The organism is Nonomuraea sp. NPDC001699, from assembly GCF_053596455.1.
Genome location: NZ_JBSFGF010000001.1, coordinates 275,593 through 290,698, shown reverse-complemented (window position 1 = coordinate 290,698; position 15,106 = coordinate 275,593). Strand labels below are relative to the sequence as shown.

Genomic DNA, 15,106 nt, shown 5'->3' with positions numbered 1-15,106 from the left:
CGGGGGTCAGTCCTCGTCCGCCGGGAGGGTGTACATGCGGACGTACAGCGGGCGGGCGTCGGGTGGGGCTTCGTCCGCCGGGTGGCTGTATTTCAGGAGCAGGGCCACGTAGGCGTCGTGGAACTCCCTCAGCTCGTCCTTGGTCATACGGGCAAGCCCTCGGGAGCCCTTGACCCAGTCGGGGTCGGCCTGGAAGGCGGCGGGGAGGCGGTCCAGCAGGGCGCGGTCCTCCTCCAGCCCGATCCGATGGAACTCGATCAGGACGGCCTGCTCCTCCGGCCCGAGTTCGCCCGGATCGGGGAGGCGGATGTCCCTGGGGAGCTGGGCGCGGCGCCACCAGCGTTCGCGGCCGGAGGAGCGTTCGGGGATCTCCTCGATGAAGCCGTACTTCTCCAGTTGGCGCAGGTGGTAGCTGGTGGTGCCGGTCTTCGCGCCGAGCAGTTCGCCGAGGGTGGTGGAGGTGGCGGGGCCGTGGATGTTCAGGTGGGTCAGCATGCGGCGGCGCATGGGATGGGCCAGGGCCTTGAGCCGGTCGGGGTCGCGGAGCACCAGGGGCTCGTCATCCTTCATGAGGAGCAGGCTAGTCCTTGAGAAGGATATCTGCAGACATCTCTTTGCCGAGAACTCTCTGCAGACTAACGTCGGCGGTATGCGGAGAATTCTCACGGCCGCCGTCGCGGTCTTCCTCAGTGCCGTCGCCGGTGTCCTGTTATGGCTGAACACGCCCGGACTGGCTCGGGCCGCCGCCGTTGACCTCGTCCCCAAGGCCGGGACGACCGTCGCCGGGCGGACCGTGGGAGCCGGATCGGTCCTGGTCGATCGTGCGGGGCCGGCGGTGCCCGGTGACCTGGCGGTCCACGACGTGAGCTTTCGCGGCAGCGGTGGGCTGGAGCTGCGCGGCAGCGTGATCAGCCCGTCCGGCAGCGGCGCGACGTCCCCGGCCCAGGGCACGGGCGGGCAGGCGGGTCGGAGCGGCAACGGCACGGGCGGGCGGGCCGGGGTCGTGCTCGTGCATGGCGCGGGGACGGGCACGCCCCGGGAGAAACTGCTGGGCGAGGCCGTCGCCTTCGCCCGGCAGGGCCTGTCGGTGCTGGTCTACGACAAGCGCTCGGAGGGGTACTCGCTGTTCCAGCGGTCGTACGAGCAGCTCGCCGAGGACGCGCTCGGCGCGGTCGCGACCCTGCGGCAGGAACCGGGGGTCGATCCCGGCAAGGTCGGCATCTGGGGGCTCAGCGAGGGCGGGTGGGTCGCGCCGCTGGCCGCCTCGAAGTCCAAGGAGATCGCGTTCGTGGTGGTGGTCGGGGCCAACGCGCTGCAGCCGTTGCGGCAGCAGACGTGGGCCGTGGCGGCCGGGTTGCGCAAGGCGGGGGTCGCCGGGTCGCTCGTCGATCAGGCCGAGCCGAAGCTGTACCGGGCGATCGCGGACGGCGGCATGTTCCCGGAGCCCTACTACGACTCCGAGGCGGTCCTGGCCCGGGTGCGGCAGCCGGTGCTGGCGATCTGGGGGGTGCACGACCTGCTGACCCCGCCCCGGGAGACGCCGCCCGTGTTCCGCGCGGCGTTGGAGAAGGGGGGCAACAGGCGGTACACGTTCCGGTTCTTCGAGGGGGCCGATCACGCGGCGCACCTGACCCCGGACGGCGGCGTCACGCGGTCGCCCGAGCTCGCTCCCGGCTACGCCGAGCTGGTGGGGAGCTGGGTGGCGAAGGCGGTCTCGGGGCGGGCTCCGGTCGCGGAGGTGTCGGGGCCGGCGCCCGTCCAGGCGAGCGACTCCGTCGGGGTGCCGCCTCCCGCGTGGTGGGAGTCGGCCTTCACGCAGTCGGTGGCGCTGGCGCTGTTCCTCGTGGGGTTCGCCGGGTATCCGCTGGTCGCCGTGGTCCGCAGGATCCGGAGGCGCGGCGGCGACCCGGCGCACGGCACACCTGGGCAGAGACGCGGCGTGGGGTACGGCGCACCTGGGAGGGGTCTGGGGGCGGCTCGGGTGGTCAGTGCCGGTGGGCCGGCGGTGGCGCTCGGCGGGTTCGCGTACCTGTTCTACCTGATCTCGACCGGCGGGAAACTGGCCGCGCCGGGGCCGATGATCCTCGGCAGGCCGCTCCTCTGGCTGGCGCTCCAGGCCCTGGCGGTGGCCACCGTCGTGGCGACGGTGCTCGCCGCGCGCAGGTGGCGGCAGGAGCGCGCGACCGGCGAGCGGGTACGCCTGGGCCTGCTCGTCGCGGCGGGCGTGGCCTTCGTTCCGTGGGCGTTCTATTGGGGTTTGCTGCTTCCGTAGGGGTTCATGACACAAGAGCGTTCTATGCTGATCCCTGCGATACGGGAGAGGTGAGATGCAGACCCGGAAGGACCTCTACCAGGCTCATCGGCTGATGCAGCAGCGCCTGGGCATGGCGTTGCTGCAGGCTGAGCCCGATGTGCCGGAGACGCCCATGCGGCGGCACAACGTGGCGATGTTCTGCGGCGTGCTCGTCGGCGTGCTCATCGCGGCGGTGTTCGGGATCTGGGGGCTGCTCAAGCCGGGCGGGGCGACGAACCTGACCGAGGCCGGGCAGCTCCTTGTCGAGGAGGAGACAGGCGCCACCTACGTCTACAGCCAGGAGCAGGCGCGGCTGCTGCCGACCGCCAACTACGTCTCGGCGCTGCTGCTGCTCGACGCGACCGACTTCAAGGTGCGCAACGTCTCCGCCGCCTCGCTGGCGACGCTGCCACGCGGGCCGCTGGTGGGCATCGCGGGGGCGCCGGACAGCCTCCCGGCCCGCGAGAAGCTGATCAAGGGGCCGTGGTCGGCCTGCGTGACCGAGCCGACCCAGGCGGGGGTGCGGGGACCGTACGTCACGCTGGTGGGCGGCCAGGACGTCGGCGGCACACCCGTGGGCGGCGACGCGCTGGTCGTCACGGACGGCCAGCAGGGCTGGGTGATCTGGAACGACCACCGTATGAAGGTGTCCGACACCGGCGTGCGCGCGCTCAACGCGCATCCCAGAAAAGTGCCCTCGACCTGGATCAACGCCATTCCCCCCGGCCCCGACCTCATGCCGCCGGGGATCACCGGCCTGGGCCGGCGCGCCGTCGCCCCCGCAGGCGGGAAGGGCGCGGTCGGTCAGGTCTACACCGTGAAGGGCATGGGCGGGGCCCCCGACCGCTGGTACGTGCTGCTCGCCGACGGGCTCGCCCCCGTCAACCTCACCCAGGCCACGCTGCTGCTCGCCGACCCCAGGACCAAGACCGCGTACGGCAGGCGCGCCGCCGTCCCGATCGAGATCGACGCGGCCACCGCGAACGGCAGGACCTCCCGCCAGAACCTCACGGTCGGCGGCCTGCCGACGAGCCTGCCGAAGACGATCACCTCCGCCGCGGCGCTGTGCGCGGTGTACGCCGACACCCAGAACGGCTCGGCGCAGGCGAAGATCACGGTCGGCGCGACGATGGCCATCCCCGTGCCCACCGCCCGGGGCGACCAGGAGCACTTCGACCAGGTGCTGCTGCCCGCCGGAGGGGCCGCGCTGGGCGGCCTGCTGCCGGGTGACGGCCAGAAGGCGTTCGTGCAGACCTACTTCCTGCTCACCGACCAGGGCAGGAAGTTCCCGCTGCAGTCCGGGGACCAGATCAACAAGCTGGGGTACGGCGCCGAGGACGTCGCGCCGGTCCCCTACAACCTCGTCCACCTGATCCCGGAGGGCCCGGCGCTCGACCCGACGGCGGCGCGCTCGCCGGTACAGGTGACGGCCCAGTAAGACGGCCCAGTAAGCACACCCCGGCCCGGCGGCGCGCATGGGCCGCCGGGCGGGGTGAGCAGGGGCTAGATGAGGCCGCCGCCCAGGTTCATGCTCGGCATTCCGCCGTTCTTCCGCTGAAGAGTGCCGACACTGTCGCTCCCCCTGTCGACGTACTCCAGGTCGCTGGGGGCGAAGTCGGCCTTGGGACGGCCCTTGTCGATGGACTGGGTCATCATGGCGCACATGCCGTTCACGGTGGCCAGGATGCCGGCGAGCATCGCGGCGGACTTGACGTTCTTGCCGACGACGCCTCTGAGGATCTGGCCGAGCGCGATCAGCATGCCGTTGATCTGCCCCCGCAGCACCACCGCGGCGAAGACGGGGACGATGAAGGTCATCCACTTCGCCACGGCGAGGGCCGTCGTGATGGTGGCCGCCAGGCAGGCGACGTAGACGGCGTAGTGGTAGAGGGTGCCGATCGTGTCCATGCCGCCGGAGACGCTCTTGAAGTAGGTCGACGACGCCTCCACCTGCTTGGCGAAGGCGTGCGCGGAGTCCTTGAACACCTCCCAGGCCGGCCCCGTCCAGTACTCCTTGGTGGCGATCTCCTCGGAGAGCTTGGCGACATCCCTGGCCACGGCCTCGAAGTCCATCGAGGCCCAGTCCTTGGCCGCCTTCATCAGGGTTTCGGGGTGCGAGACGAGGGAGATGACCAACATCGCGACGTTCCTGGCCACCGGATACTCGAAGAGCACCGCCGCGTTCGCGCTCGTCACACCGGCCGCGGCGAGGATGAGATAACGATCCGCTTCGTATGCCATGTCGTTTCCCTTCTCACTCGCCGAGGACCGGCGGTGCGATGTCCATGTCGTCGAGCCAGTCGTTCTCGTCGCCGCGTACGTACTCCGCCTTGTCCCGATCGCGGTTCTGCTCGTTGCCGGCCGCGCCGCCCGACATGGGCATGAAGGGCATGCCCGACATGCCGCCCGCGCCCGCGCCGGCGCCGCGCAGGCCGCCCGCGCCGGCGCCTGCCCCCGCCGTGGTCCCGCCGCCCGCGGAGCCGCTTCCGTAGCCGCCGGACGTGGGGTAGTCGGTCGGGATACCGGTCATGTTGCCGGTGCTGGGGATGGCGGAGTTCAAACCGGTGGGGTCGAACCCGGACAGCTTGGTCGCCGAGGGGTCCGGGACGGTGTTCTTGAGGTCCGGGACGCCGGTGTTGTGGTTGAGCTGGTCCTCGATGGACGGCGTCTTGGGGAGGTTCGCGTTCACCGCGTTGGGGTCGGGCAGGTTGGAGTTGGGCAGGTTGGAGTTCGGGAGGTTCTGGTCGGGCAGCTTGTTGTCCGGCAGCTTCTGGTCAGGGAGCTTCTGGTCGGGGAACTTGTCGTCCGGCAGCTTCTGGTCGGGGAACTTCTGGTCGGGCAGCTTGTTGTCCGGCAACTTGTCGTCCGGAAGCTTGTTGTCCGGCATTTCCATCTTCGGCATACCGCCACCGCCACCCAGATTGGTGTCGATGGGGCCGGGACCGCCCGGACCGCCGGGGCCGCCGGGACCGTCGTCGCCGATCTCGTTGATCAGGCCGTCGTTGTCCTTGTCGGCCTTCTCGTAGTTCTTCTCGAGCTTCTCCAGCGCGGTCTTGTAGTCCTTCAGGACGGTCCTCGCCATGGCGACCGTGCCGCTCGCGCCATCCTTGATCTGCTCGTGGGCGTACGAGAGGCCGAGACCGACAATGCCGAACCCGGGGGATTCGATGGTGATCCCCTTCGTGTTCGTCTCGATCTTGCCCATGTTGGGTTCCTGGTCGGCGATGTCGCTGCCCAGCTTGCTGATCTTCTTGTCGGTGAACCGGATCGTGACGCCGCCGCCGAGGGCACTCGCCGAGGATTGCCCCAGGTTAGGGGCGGAGTTCTCCCCTGCGCCCATCTGACCCTCCCTGTCCGAAAACTGCGTTTTGCACAGTCCTGGCTACAATATCGACAAATATCGACTTTTAGCGTGAACACTTTGCGAATGATCTAGACTCGCCGTCGATCAGGATGGCAGCCTTTCCCATATGCGGATCAAGACCCTGATTGTGGGCGTGTGCGGCATCGCCGCGCTGCCCTTCGCCGGCACGAGCGCCGCCAGCGCCAGCGCTGCCGTCGTCCACCAGCTTCCTTTCCCGTGCGGTGAGACCTGGACCGGCGACAGCAACGACAGCAGCGCGCACACCGCCGGCTACGAGATCGACTTCAACGGCAGGTACAACGACGGGAACGCCGACCTCGGCCGTACCGTGGTGGCCTCGGCGGCCGGCAAGGTGATCATGTCGGAGTACCGGACCACCGACGGCTTCGGCAACGTGGTCAAGATCCGGCACGCCGACGGCAGCGTCTCGTTGTACGCCCACATGAAGTCGCGGGCGGTCTCCGCGGGCGCGAACGTCGCCCAGGGCCAGCAGATCGGCCAGGTCGGCAACACCTCGGCCAAGTACAAGGGCATCATCGCCCACCTGCACTACGAGCAGCGCACGTCGTCCGGCTCGATCGTGGCGGCCAAGTTCAACGGCTCCACCTTCGGCTACAGCCACCAGACGCTGACGTCGAAGAACTGCGGCGGCGGCGGCACGCCCGCCCCCGGCAACCCGGGCAAGCCCACCGGCGGCGGCAGCGGCAACCCGTACTCGGCCGAGCAGGTCTGCGGCGCCGGCTTCAAGCAGATCGACTCCGCGCCGCTCGGCAGCCAGGGTCGCGTCGTGCTGCTGTACTCGGCCTCCACTGGCCAGAACTGCGTCACCACGCTGCGCAACAGCGGCTCCGGCAAGGCGGCCGTGCGGGCCTACCTGGAGGTCAAGGGCAAGGCCCGGACCACCGACGCGGGCAGCTACCAGTACTACGCCGGTCCGGTCCGGGCCAAGGCGTCGCGCACCTGCGTCAAGTGGGGCGGCGCGGTCGGTTCGGCCGCGTACGACAGCCCCTTCGAGCACTGCGGCTGACGCGACCGCACGTCCGTGATCGGGGTGGCGCCTCCGGGCGCCACCCCGATCAGCGCGGGCGGCCCGGTCACGAGGGCTGAGCCGGAAACGTGGTGCGGTGGCTCCGGGGGCCGGAGCCGGGCACGCACGCAGAGCAAGCCGGTCGCCGGGTGCGGGCCGGAGGTGTGGTGCGGTGGCTCCGGGGGGTGGAGCCGGGTGAGGGGGCAGGGTGGGCCTCAGGCGAGGGTGCTCGGCGTGGTGCCTTCCGGGCCGCCCCACACGTCGTCGTCCTCGGCGAGCCAGGTCGTGTTCTCGTCGGTGTGCTTCTCGCCGCCCTCGCCGCCGCGAGCGGGCGCGCCGCCCATCATGCCCGGGGCGACGAAGCCCGAACCGCCGTTCACACCGCGCATGGCGGCGGCGTTGACCGCGACGCCTCCCTGCCCCGTCCCCATGCCGCCCGCGCCGGACCCCGTTCCCGAGCCGTAGGGCGAGCCGCCGGTCGTGGACGTGGACGTGGGGTAGCCGCTGTTGTTCATGCCGGACAACGACGGGTCGTACCCGGCCAGCTTGGTGGTCCCGTCGTTCGACCCCGGGGGCAGGGAGGTGGACAGGTTGGGCGACGTCCCGTTGGGCGCGGAGCCCAGCGAGGAGCCGTTCAGAGCCGAGGAGTCGGCGCCACCGTACGGGTTGTCCCCGCCGTCGTAGCCCGGGACGCCGCCGACGTTCGCGCCGGAGCCGCTGGTGCCGTCGGGGTACTGAACCGTCGGATAGGTCCCCGTTCCGCCGTCGCCCGGCAGCTTGCCGTCGACGTACCCGGGCCCGCCGGGCACCGCGTTCGGGCCGAACGAGGCCGTGGGGTACTTGTCCGGGAGGCCGTCGCCGTTCAGGTCCGGACCGGGCACGCCACCGCCGCCGTTGTTGAAGTCCGGCAGCTCGGGGACGCTCGGGTCGGGCAGCGCGGTCTGGATCTCGGCGGGCAGCTGCTTGTAGTGCTCGACGATGCGCTCGTTGACCTTCTTGAGGTGCTCGACGGCCCGCTTGTCCCCCCGGTAGAGCCGGTAGAACGGCACCCGTCCGGCCCAGTCCACGTCGCGGTCCGTGCGCGAGTCGTGGTCCATCGACTCGACCACGTTGGCCTGCGCCCAGTGCAGCGTCTCGCCGTACCCCTGGAGGGGCCGGCCCATCTCGCCGAGCTTCCTGGCCAGCTCGCGCACGCTGGCGTGCAGCGTCTGGAGCTGCTTCTGCGTCTCGACGGCGGCCGGGCCCGTGTAGTTCTTGGCCAGCTCGGCCGCCTTGGTCTTCAGATCGCCGGCGAACCCGTTCAGCAACGCCTCGGCGTGCGAGTAGTAGAGACCGGCCAGCTTCACCGAACCCGGGTCGGTGGCGTCGATCCAGTCCCTGACCTTCGAGAGCGTGTCGGTGAACATGCTGCCCATGAACGACACGTCCGGGGTGGAGGTGTCGACGGGGCCGGTGTTGTAGACGAGCTTGAACGTCTGCTTCCTGGGCTCGGCCATGGCTGTCTCAGACCTCCCGCCGCGCGGCGGCTTCCTCGGTCGCCTGCTCGGCGCTGTCCGACGCCTTGGAGATGTCGAGCAGCGCCTCGACCGTGCTGCCGGCCTGCTCGACCATGGAGGCGTACAGGCCGCTGGCGGAACCCTGCTCGCCGATCAGCTGGGAATAGGCCGAGTTGACCGCCAGCGCGAAGTGCATGGCGGCGGGCCACTCGCCCATCTGGTTCTGACTGAGCGCGCAGTACCGCTGGAGGTCGGGCAGCGCGCCGGCCCCCTCGGGCAACTGCGGCTCGGGGGCCTTGGCCCCAGGCGCGGTCAGGAACTCCGTGACCGGTGGACGCGTGGGCGTCTTGAGCTTCTTGAGCAGCTCGTTCACCTCGCCGGCGATGCGCTTGATCTCCGTGCGGTTGGTCAAGTTGTCCTTGTCCCCGTCGAGCCCGGGCCAGTTGGGGTCCAGTTCGAGCGCCATGGCCGCCTCCCTAACCGATCACCGGTGAGATGGAGCCCTCGTGGTGGCTCCACACGTCGTTGTCCTCCTTCAGGAGGGTCGAGGTCTCGACCTGTCCCTGCTCGGCGCCCTGCCCGCCGCCGCCGGCGAAGGGCATGAACGGCATGCCGCCGCCCGCCGCGCCCGCCCGTGCCGCCGCCGCCGCGGGCGCGCTCCCCTGGGTGTACGACCCGGGGCCGCCGATCACCGCGGGCGTCCCCGAGGCCGGTGAGGGGTAGGTCGGCTGGGTCACGAACGACTGGTTCGGGGGCGTGGGGTTGGTGGGCGTGATGGTCGGGTGGTAACCGGCCGTCTCGGTGGCGCGCGGGTCGCGGGCGTCCACGTCCTGCGGCTGGGTGGCGCGGTCGCCGGTGGTGTTGTTGTCGAGCACGGGGGGTGTGGTGCCGTCGCCGGTCGAGGACGAGCCGCCGGTGCCGGATCCGGTGCCCTGACCGCCCGAGGGGTCGGTGCCCGGGGTGTCCGTCCCGGGGGTGTCCGGACGGTCCGTGCCGGGGGTGTCGCCGCCGGGGGTCTGGTCCCCGGGGCGGGGGTCGGTGCCGCCGTTACCGCCGTCCTGGCCGCCGTTACCGCCGCTGCCCGATCCGCCCGATCCGCCCGACCCACCGGAACCGCCGGTTCCGCCGTGGGCGCCGCCGCCGCTCCCGGAGCCGTTCGAGCCGCCGCCGGAGTCGCCGGAACCGCCGCCGTTCCAGTACGTGCCCTTCGTGTACGGCGTGTGCTGGTCGAGCGGCATGTCCCGTTCGGGGGCCGGCGTCTCGGCCGGCTTCACCTCGGGCAGCTCGACGACGACGCTGGCCGGGATGCGGAAGTCGTACAGGTCGACGATGTGGTTGTTGAGCTTCTCCAGCGCCCGCCGGGCCACGTCGGCCTGCATCTCGGTGGGCGACTTGGTGAGGCCGGGCTTGGGCTCCGGGTAGTTGTGCGACGTCTGGGGCCCGAGCACCGGCGGCGTGTACGACGGCGACGGCGTCGAGGTCGGAGCCTTCGGCGGCGGGCCCGCCGAGGGCTTCGGGGTGGCCGTCTGCGCGTTCTTGGCGGCCTCGACCTCCTCGATGGCCGTCGGCAGGTAGTCACGCCCGTACAGGATCAGCGCCTCGGACATCTTGTCCATGGCCTCGGCGATCTCCTGGCCGGAGGCGTTGAGCAGCTGCAGCGCCCGCTGCGCCTGTGCGGACGTGTCCGACCGCCACGCGCCGGACAGGTCCTTGCCGATCTGGGGCAGCGCCTCGGCCACCCCGCGGATGATCTTGGCCACCTGCTTGTAGGACAGCCCCCGGTCGTGCACCTCCATGGCGGAGGTGGCCTTGAGCCATCCTTCGATCTGTTCCCGCGACGCGGTGACGGGCCCGGTCGTCGGACGCCGGGACTCGTCACGGATGTCGACCTTGCGCTCAGCCAACGCTGCTGCTCACTCTCGGCCCGGGTTGGTCTTGGCGTAGCTGTCGGCGCTGTCCCTGATCGCCTTGACCAGTTTCTGGCAGCACTCGACGTAGTCCTGGTACAGACCGGCGAGCAACGCGCCGCGGCCCTCCAGCGACACCTGGCCGCCGGGGTCCGCGCCGGTGCTGCCCACGCTGTGTGCGAGGGCGCTGGCCGCCGGCCACCGCCCGATGTGCTCCTCGCCCAGCGTGAAGTACCTGGTGAGGGTCTCCACGGAGCCGGTGACGCCGTTCCTGTTGCCGCCGGCGCCCTGGGTGAGCGCCAGAGCGATCTCCAGGTCGTCGGCTATGGCGCGCATCCTGCCCACGTCGTAGTAGAGCTCGGCGTCGGTGTCGTCGAGCCCAGGCCACGGTTCGGGTTCGAGCCCGGCCATGATCCTCCCCTCACAAGGCTCGGCCACCGCAGGGGTGGCCGACACGAAAACGTCAGCCGTCGTACCAGATGGACTTGTTGCGGTTCTCGGCCGCGCGGTAGTTCTCGTTCGCGATCTGGACGGCCTTCTGCAGCTCGTCCAGCTGCCCGCGCATCTGGGCGGCGGCGGCCTGCCACTTCGTCTCGTGCTGCCGGAAGAACGTCTCGGCGCCGTCCGGGCCCTCCCAGTGACCGGCCAGGTCGTTCTTCAGCCGGGTCATCAGGTCGTCGGTGGCCTTCTCGAAGGACCCGAGGATCTTGATGAAGTCGCCCTGGGCGAGCTCCATGTGCCCGAAGTTGACTTTGGTGAAGTCCAGCTCAGCTGACATCGCGGTCCCCTCCCTACTTGATGTCGACGTTGATCAGGGACTCGACGCGGCCCATACCGGCCTGGACGTCCTGGTCGGCCGCGGAGTAGACGACCGCGTTGACGCCCATCTTGTCGGCGATGCCCTCCAGGTCGGTCCGTACGGCCCGCATGGAGTTGTCCCAGTTGGTCATGGCGTTCTTGAACCTGGCCGCCGCAGGGCCGAGCCAGCCGGTGTTGAGAAGACCGTTGGAGGTCGTCTCAACCGCCGTCCTCAGACCCTCGATGTACTGGGCGGTGTCCACCACGTGGCCAGAGGCCACCTTGATCTGGCTCGGGCTTGCCCCAAAGAATTCGGACACTCGTCACCTCCATAACGATCATTTCGGTCGCTTACCCATATAAGCACCAAAGCCCCCATGAGTAACAGCGGACTCAGTGGCCTAGATGTAACAACTTCTCGACATGCCAGCAAACGCCCTGGTCAATCACAGGTCCAGTTCGCGGCGGATTCTGTCGAACTCTTGCATGGTGCTCTCGAAGGCCCGTTCGTAGCTGGCCTCCGCCTTGCGGATCTGACGCAGCGCCTGGTCGGGGTTCTCCAGCATCCGCATCGGGTTGCCGCTCTCGCCGAACATCTGGGTCAGGAGCGCGTCGGCCTGCCGCTGGAGGTCGACGGTCGCCAGATCGACGGCCACCTTGATCCTCTCCGACAGCTCGACCGCGCTCAGCCGCATCGCCTTCGGCTGGATGTCCAGCGTGCGCAGGCCCTCCTGGCCGTACTCGACGAGGATCAGGTGTCCGTCGTCCTCGCCCCGGCCCACCAGGGCGGACATGGCCTTCTGCAGCTCCTCGGACTTGCTGAGCTGCTCGTCCATGTTGTTCAGGAGCCGGTCCATGTCGATGTCACCGAGGTCCCCGAAATCCGCCATCGACTCCATCCCTCCCCTAGGGCATATCCCGGCGATCTAACCACAATCACGGCTTTGTGGTACTCACCTCAGGGACGACCCAGTCGAAGCCCTGGTACCCGGCGGGCAACTGCCCGGGCGCGGCGGGCTCCTGGAAGGAGGGCAGGTTCTTGGCGTCGATCGTGGCCCGGCCGAAGTCGACGGCGGCCGCGCCCCCCGGCAGCACGAAGCCGAACTGGTGCTGCTTCCTGATCAGCGTCCCGAGCACCTGCATGCCGCCTCTGAGCAGCTGCGCCAGCATCCCGGTCATGATCGCGGCGGCGCTGATCAGCGCCGAGCCGACGAGGTGCTCCAGGATCATCCCGGCCGCCGCGACCTGCGGGACCGGCGCCAGTTTCATCCGCACGGCCGTGAGCAGCAGCGTGATCCCGGTCACGACCGTCGAGCCGATCTGCATCCAGTAGTTGCGCACCCCGGCGGCCACCTCGTCCAGCACGCCGCCGATCTCGCCGAACGAGTTGCGCAGCGCGCCGATCTCCTGGTGGAACAGCGCCTGCACGCGGCCGAACTCCGTCTGGTCGGCGGCGATCCAGCCGGTCCTGGACGTGGCCAGGATCTGCGGCATGAGGTTCTTCACGCCGTCGTCGAGGCGGGCGCTGATGCCGTACTTCCAGACGTTGGCCGCCTCGGCCATGGCGAACTCGTCGGCCGCGCCCACCGCCACGATGGCGGTCACGGCCACCAGGTACGGCGAGAACCGGCCCGCGCGCTTCAGCAGGTTCAGCACCCGCGCGCTGAGCGACTCCGCCGAGCCGGCGCCCACCGGGCCGAGCTTGCCGGTGGCGGGGTTGAGCGGGATCGACGGCGAGCGCGGCGGGCCGACCGAGCCGCCCTTGTTGACCGCCTTCAGCAGGGACGAACCGCCGCCGCCGCGCGAGGCGCCCCTGCCCTTGTTGATGGCGTCGAGATAGGGGTCGCTCATGCGCGGTACTGGATGATGCTGGCGTCCTCTGCCGCCCGCCAGTTGCGCTCGCACACGGTCAGCGCGCCGGACCAGCCGTCCAGGGCGCCCTCGGCCTCCCCCATCAGGCCGTCGGCACGGTCCATGACGGCCTCGTACGTGCTGCCGATGATCATGTTGCCCAGGATGCCGAAGCCAAGGCCGTCCACGGCCGTGAGCGGGATCAGGCCTTTGACGAAACCGACGATCCCCGTCTTCAGCTCGGACTCCACCCGTTGGCGCGTCTTGCCGATGGTCGTCGAGGTGATATGGATTTCCCGATTCGTTGCCACGACGTCCGATTGTTGCGGCGGTTTGCCCCTATTTCAGTACCCATAGCGCGGTTTTCGTGATCACTTCAGGGGACGGAAAACCACCGCTCCCCTTTCGTTAACCTACGGGCGGTGGCGTGCAGGCCATGGACCCCATCGACTTCAACCCCGACGACCTCGACCGCGTGATCAGCGAGAGCGAACGCTCGGTCCGCAACCTGGCCGGCATGCTGGACGAGCTCAGCCTGGTCACCGGCCAGGGCGAGAGCCGCAGCGGCGCGGTCACCGCGCGCGTGGACGCCGACGGCCGCCTGGAGGACCTGAGGCTGGCGCCCAGGGCGAGCCGCCTGGAGCTGGACGAACTGACCGAGGAGATCGTCCAGGCCGTCCGAGCCGCCCAGGACGACCAGTCACGCAGGCTCAGGGACGTGATCCCACCCGCGTCGTTCGGCGGCCTGTCGGCCGAGGCGGTCACCCGGCAGTTCCAGGACCTCCAGGACGGCCTCTCACGGGAGCTGAACGACCGCTTCGACGCCCTGGAGGCCATCCGCCGCCGCGTCCTGTCGGACGACTGAGCCCCGGCCCCCCTCCCAGGCCGGTACGGCTAACCGGCCAGGCCGCGTATCCAGGCGTAGACCTCCAGCACCCCGAGCGCCAGCGGCACCAGCGCGACGATCAGCGCCCACTCCGTGATGTCGGCGGCCCTCCCCCAGAACGGCGAGGGCCCGCCGCCGGGCAGCCACACGCCCATGCCGACGACCACCATGGCGGCCCACAGCAGCCCGAGCACCACGGCCACGGAGGCCACGCCGCCCATGCCGATCCCGACGGACACGGCCACCGCGCCGAGCGCGGTCAGCCCGACCAGCAGCAGCCACAACCGCTGCCCGACGCCCTGGAACACCCGGGCCCGCATGATCTGCGTGAACGCCAGCACCAGGGACATGGCCACCGAGACCCACCGGCCGTCCGCGACGAACAGCGCGTGCGCCCCGGCCCCGACCAGCGCGACGCCCACGATCATGCCGGTCGCGTACCGCCGCGCCGCGCCCGTGCGCTCCAGCACCGAGGCGCTGTCGAGCCGCTGGTTGTCGCCGCGCAGTTCCTCGGCGTTGGTGGGCATGGACGGCAGCGGCACGCGGGCCAGCCGGAACGACAGCACGGGCACCAGCGGGCTGAACGCCATCACGACGGCCGCGCCGACGGCCGCCACACCTGCGGGCGACGCCCCGGTCACCATGATCACGGCCGCGCAGATCGCGCCGGCCATCGAGGCGATGGCCGTGCCGAGGAAGCCCGGCACGCCGTCGGCGATCGCGGTGCCGCCGAGCGTGGCCACCAGCGCGGTGCAGGCCAGCGCCCCGAGGAGCTGCGGCGCGCCGACCGTGGCCAATCCGCCGCCGGCGGCGGGGGCGAGCAGCCCGGCCAGGAACGCGTACGGCAGCGCGGCGTACCCGATCAGCGCGCCCGAGCCCGAGTCGCCGACCGCCCGCGAGATCGCCATCCCCACGCCGATGATCAGCAGCGCGAGCGCCCCGGCCACGATCGCGGTCACCATGGGGGTGAGCCCGCCGAACGCCAGCGCCACCGCGCCGGCGACGAGCAGCCCGCAGGCCGCGCCGCCGCCCATCCCGCGGGTCAGGTCGGCCGACCACTTGCCCTTGCCCTCGCGCACGCCGGTGGCGACCACGTCGGCCACGTCGTCGAACCTGGCCGGCGGCAGTGCGACCGCGCGCGGGCGCAGGTAGAGGATCTCGCCGTCCAGCACGCCCAGCGCGCCGAGGCTCTGGCCCAGGTCGAAGGGGGGACCGCCGAGGCGCTGGAGCGTCCAGCCGGGCGCGGTCGCGATGTCGCCGCCCAGCTCGCCCATCGCCCTGAGCAGCCCGGGAAGCACGTGCGGCAGCGGGATGTCGGCGGGCAGCGCCAGGTCGGCCTTCCTGCGCGGCCCTACAACTGTCACGTGGCACAGCGGCGGGAGCGGAGCGGGCACCTGGTGCAACGCGCCCTGCTGTGGAGGCGGGATCTCGGCCAACGATGTCACAAACACAACATAGCGAGACAGTGTTAACTCAGACCTCAA

General features: G+C 70.5%; 17 protein-coding genes. 4 read left to right on the top strand and 13 right to left on the bottom strand.

What is annotated here, in order from left to right:
• Positions 1–6: 6 nt before the first annotated feature.
• Positions 7–570 carry an ArsR/SmtB family transcription factor gene (locus ACWCSU_RS01460; RefSeq protein WP_449932809.1) on the bottom strand — a complete coding sequence of 188 codons (564 nt, stop codon included), beginning with the start codon at positions 568–570 and terminating at the stop codon, positions 7–9.
• Positions 571–649: 79 nt separating this feature from the next.
• On the opposite strand from ACWCSU_RS01460, the gene ACWCSU_RS01455 reads away from it, so the two are divergent.
• Positions 650–2,272 (top strand): alpha/beta hydrolase, encoded by a 1,623-nt coding sequence (locus ACWCSU_RS01455; protein WP_449932807.1) that lies wholly within the window; start codon positions 650–652, stop codon positions 2,270–2,272.
• A gap of 55 nt (positions 2,273–2,327) precedes the next feature.
• Positions 2,328–3,731: a type VII secretion protein EccB gene (eccB, locus tag ACWCSU_RS01450; protein WP_357702533.1), complete on the top strand. Its 1,404-nt coding sequence runs from the start codon at positions 2,328–2,330 to the stop codon at positions 3,729–3,731.
• Between the two features lie 65 nt (positions 3,732–3,796).
• Here eccB and ACWCSU_RS01445 read toward each other — a convergent pair whose 3' ends face one another.
• Both ACWCSU_RS01445 and ACWCSU_RS01440 read right to left on the bottom strand, forming a co-directional pair.
• The gene (locus ACWCSU_RS01445; protein WP_357702531.1) at positions 3,797–4,534 is read right to left on the bottom strand and encodes a hypothetical protein; all 738 of its coding nucleotides are present in this window, start codon (positions 4,532–4,534) and stop codon (positions 3,797–3,799) included.
• A gap of 13 nt (positions 4,535–4,547) precedes the next feature.
• Positions 4,548–5,633 carry a hypothetical protein gene (locus ACWCSU_RS01440; RefSeq protein WP_449932804.1) on the bottom strand — a complete coding sequence of 362 codons (1,086 nt, stop codon included), beginning with the start codon at positions 5,631–5,633 and terminating at the stop codon, positions 4,548–4,550.
• A 130-nt stretch (positions 5,634–5,763) separates the two neighbouring features.
• Between ACWCSU_RS01440 and ACWCSU_RS01435 the strand changes: the two genes are divergently transcribed.
• A complete protein-coding gene (locus ACWCSU_RS01435; protein WP_364086252.1) occupies positions 5,764–6,684 on the top strand; it encodes a M23 family metallopeptidase in 921 nt (306 codons plus the stop codon).
• A 215-nt stretch (positions 6,685–6,899) separates the two neighbouring features.
• Here ACWCSU_RS01435 and ACWCSU_RS01430 read toward each other — a convergent pair whose 3' ends face one another.
• From ACWCSU_RS01430 to ACWCSU_RS01390, 9 genes are all read right to left on the bottom strand, one after another.
• Positions 6,900–8,180 (bottom strand): hypothetical protein, encoded by a 1,281-nt coding sequence (locus ACWCSU_RS01430; RefSeq protein WP_357702525.1) that lies wholly within the window; start codon positions 8,178–8,180, stop codon positions 6,900–6,902.
• 7 nt (positions 8,181–8,187) lie between these two features.
• Positions 8,188–8,646 carry a hypothetical protein gene (locus ACWCSU_RS01425; protein WP_449932801.1) on the bottom strand — a complete coding sequence of 153 codons (459 nt, stop codon included), beginning with the start codon at positions 8,644–8,646 and terminating at the stop codon, positions 8,188–8,190.
• Between the two features lie 10 nt (positions 8,647–8,656).
• On the bottom strand, positions 8,657–10,084 hold the full coding sequence (locus ACWCSU_RS01420) for a hypothetical protein (RefSeq protein ID WP_449932799.1): 1,428 nt from the start codon (positions 10,082–10,084) through the stop codon (positions 8,657–8,659).
• 9 nt (positions 10,085–10,093) lie between these two features.
• Positions 10,094–10,498, bottom strand: coding sequence for a hypothetical protein (locus ACWCSU_RS01415; RefSeq protein ID WP_357702519.1), 405 nt, complete (start codon positions 10,496–10,498; stop codon positions 10,094–10,096).
• A gap of 52 nt (positions 10,499–10,550) precedes the next feature.
• Positions 10,551–10,865, bottom strand: a complete 315-nt coding sequence (locus ACWCSU_RS01410; RefSeq protein ID WP_357702517.1) for a WXG100 family type VII secretion target — start codon at positions 10,863–10,865, stop codon at positions 10,551–10,553.
• A gap of 13 nt (positions 10,866–10,878) precedes the next feature.
• Positions 10,879–11,205 carry a WXG100 family type VII secretion target gene (locus ACWCSU_RS01405; RefSeq protein WP_357702515.1) on the bottom strand — a complete coding sequence of 109 codons (327 nt, stop codon included), beginning with the start codon at positions 11,203–11,205 and terminating at the stop codon, positions 10,879–10,881.
• 126 nt (positions 11,206–11,331) lie between these two features.
• A complete protein-coding gene (locus ACWCSU_RS01400) occupies positions 11,332–11,775 on the bottom strand; it encodes a YbaB/EbfC family DNA-binding protein (RefSeq protein WP_364086240.1) in 444 nt (147 codons plus the stop codon).
• Between the two features lie 46 nt (positions 11,776–11,821).
• Entirely contained in the window at positions 11,822–12,736 is a 915-nt protein-coding gene (locus ACWCSU_RS01395) for a hypothetical protein (protein WP_449932796.1), read from the bottom strand.
• Positions 12,733–13,047: a hypothetical protein gene (locus ACWCSU_RS01390; protein WP_357702509.1), complete on the bottom strand. Its 315-nt coding sequence runs from the start codon at positions 13,045–13,047 to the stop codon at positions 12,733–12,735. The genes ACWCSU_RS01395 and ACWCSU_RS01390 overlap by 4 nt, the downstream gene beginning before the upstream one ends.
• 125 nt (positions 13,048–13,172) lie before the next feature.
• On the opposite strand from ACWCSU_RS01390, the gene ACWCSU_RS01385 reads away from it, so the two are divergent.
• A complete protein-coding gene (locus ACWCSU_RS01385; protein WP_364086237.1) occupies positions 13,173–13,601 on the top strand; it encodes a YbaB/EbfC family nucleoid-associated protein in 429 nt (142 codons plus the stop codon).
• Positions 13,602–13,630: 29 nt separating this feature from the next.
• On the opposite strand, the gene eccD is transcribed toward ACWCSU_RS01385, so the two are convergent.
• On the bottom strand, positions 13,631–15,067 hold the full coding sequence (eccD, locus tag ACWCSU_RS01380; protein ID WP_449932793.1) for a type VII secretion integral membrane protein EccD: 1,437 nt from the start codon (positions 15,065–15,067) through the stop codon (positions 13,631–13,633).
• Positions 15,068–15,106 lie beyond the last annotated feature (39 nt).

Coding starts and splice junctions, on each gene's coding strand:
- eccB (WP_357702533.1), top strand. CDS start 2,328: ATGCAGACCCGGAAGGACCTCTACCAGGCTCATCGGCTGATGCAGCAG.
- ACWCSU_RS01430 (WP_357702525.1), bottom strand. CDS start 8,180: ATGGCCGAGCCCAGGAAGCAGACGTTCAAGCTCGTCTACAACACCGGC.
- ACWCSU_RS01445 (WP_357702531.1), bottom strand. CDS start 4,534: ATGGCATACGAAGCGGATCGTTATCTCATCCTCGCCGCGGCCGGTGTG.
- ACWCSU_RS01425 (WP_449932801.1), bottom strand. CDS start 8,646: ATGGCGCTCGAACTGGACCCCAACTGGCCCGGGCTCGACGGGGACAAG.
- ACWCSU_RS01440 (WP_449932804.1), bottom strand. CDS start 5,633: ATGGGCGCAGGGGAGAACTCCGCCCCTAACCTGGGGCAATCCTCGGCG.
- ACWCSU_RS01415 (WP_357702519.1), bottom strand. CDS start 10,498: ATGGCCGGGCTCGAACCCGAACCGTGGCCTGGGCTCGACGACACCGAC.
- ACWCSU_RS01400 (WP_364086240.1), bottom strand. CDS start 11,775: ATGGCGGATTTCGGGGACCTCGGTGACATCGACATGGACCGGCTCCTG.
- ACWCSU_RS01395 (WP_449932796.1), bottom strand. CDS start 12,736: ATGAGCGACCCCTATCTCGACGCCATCAACAAGGGCAGGGGCGCCTCG.
- ACWCSU_RS01455 (WP_449932807.1), top strand. CDS start 650: ATGCGGAGAATTCTCACGGCCGCCGTCGCGGTCTTCCTCAGTGCCGTC.
- ACWCSU_RS01435 (WP_364086252.1), top strand. CDS start 5,764: ATGCGGATCAAGACCCTGATTGTGGGCGTGTGCGGCATCGCCGCGCTG.
- ACWCSU_RS01460 (WP_449932809.1), bottom strand. CDS start 570: ATGAAGGATGACGAGCCCCTGGTGCTCCGCGACCCCGACCGGCTCAAG.
- ACWCSU_RS01410 (WP_357702517.1), bottom strand. CDS start 10,865: ATGTCAGCTGAGCTGGACTTCACCAAAGTCAACTTCGGGCACATGGAG.
- ACWCSU_RS01385 (WP_364086237.1), top strand. CDS start 13,173: ATGGACCCCATCGACTTCAACCCCGACGACCTCGACCGCGTGATCAGC.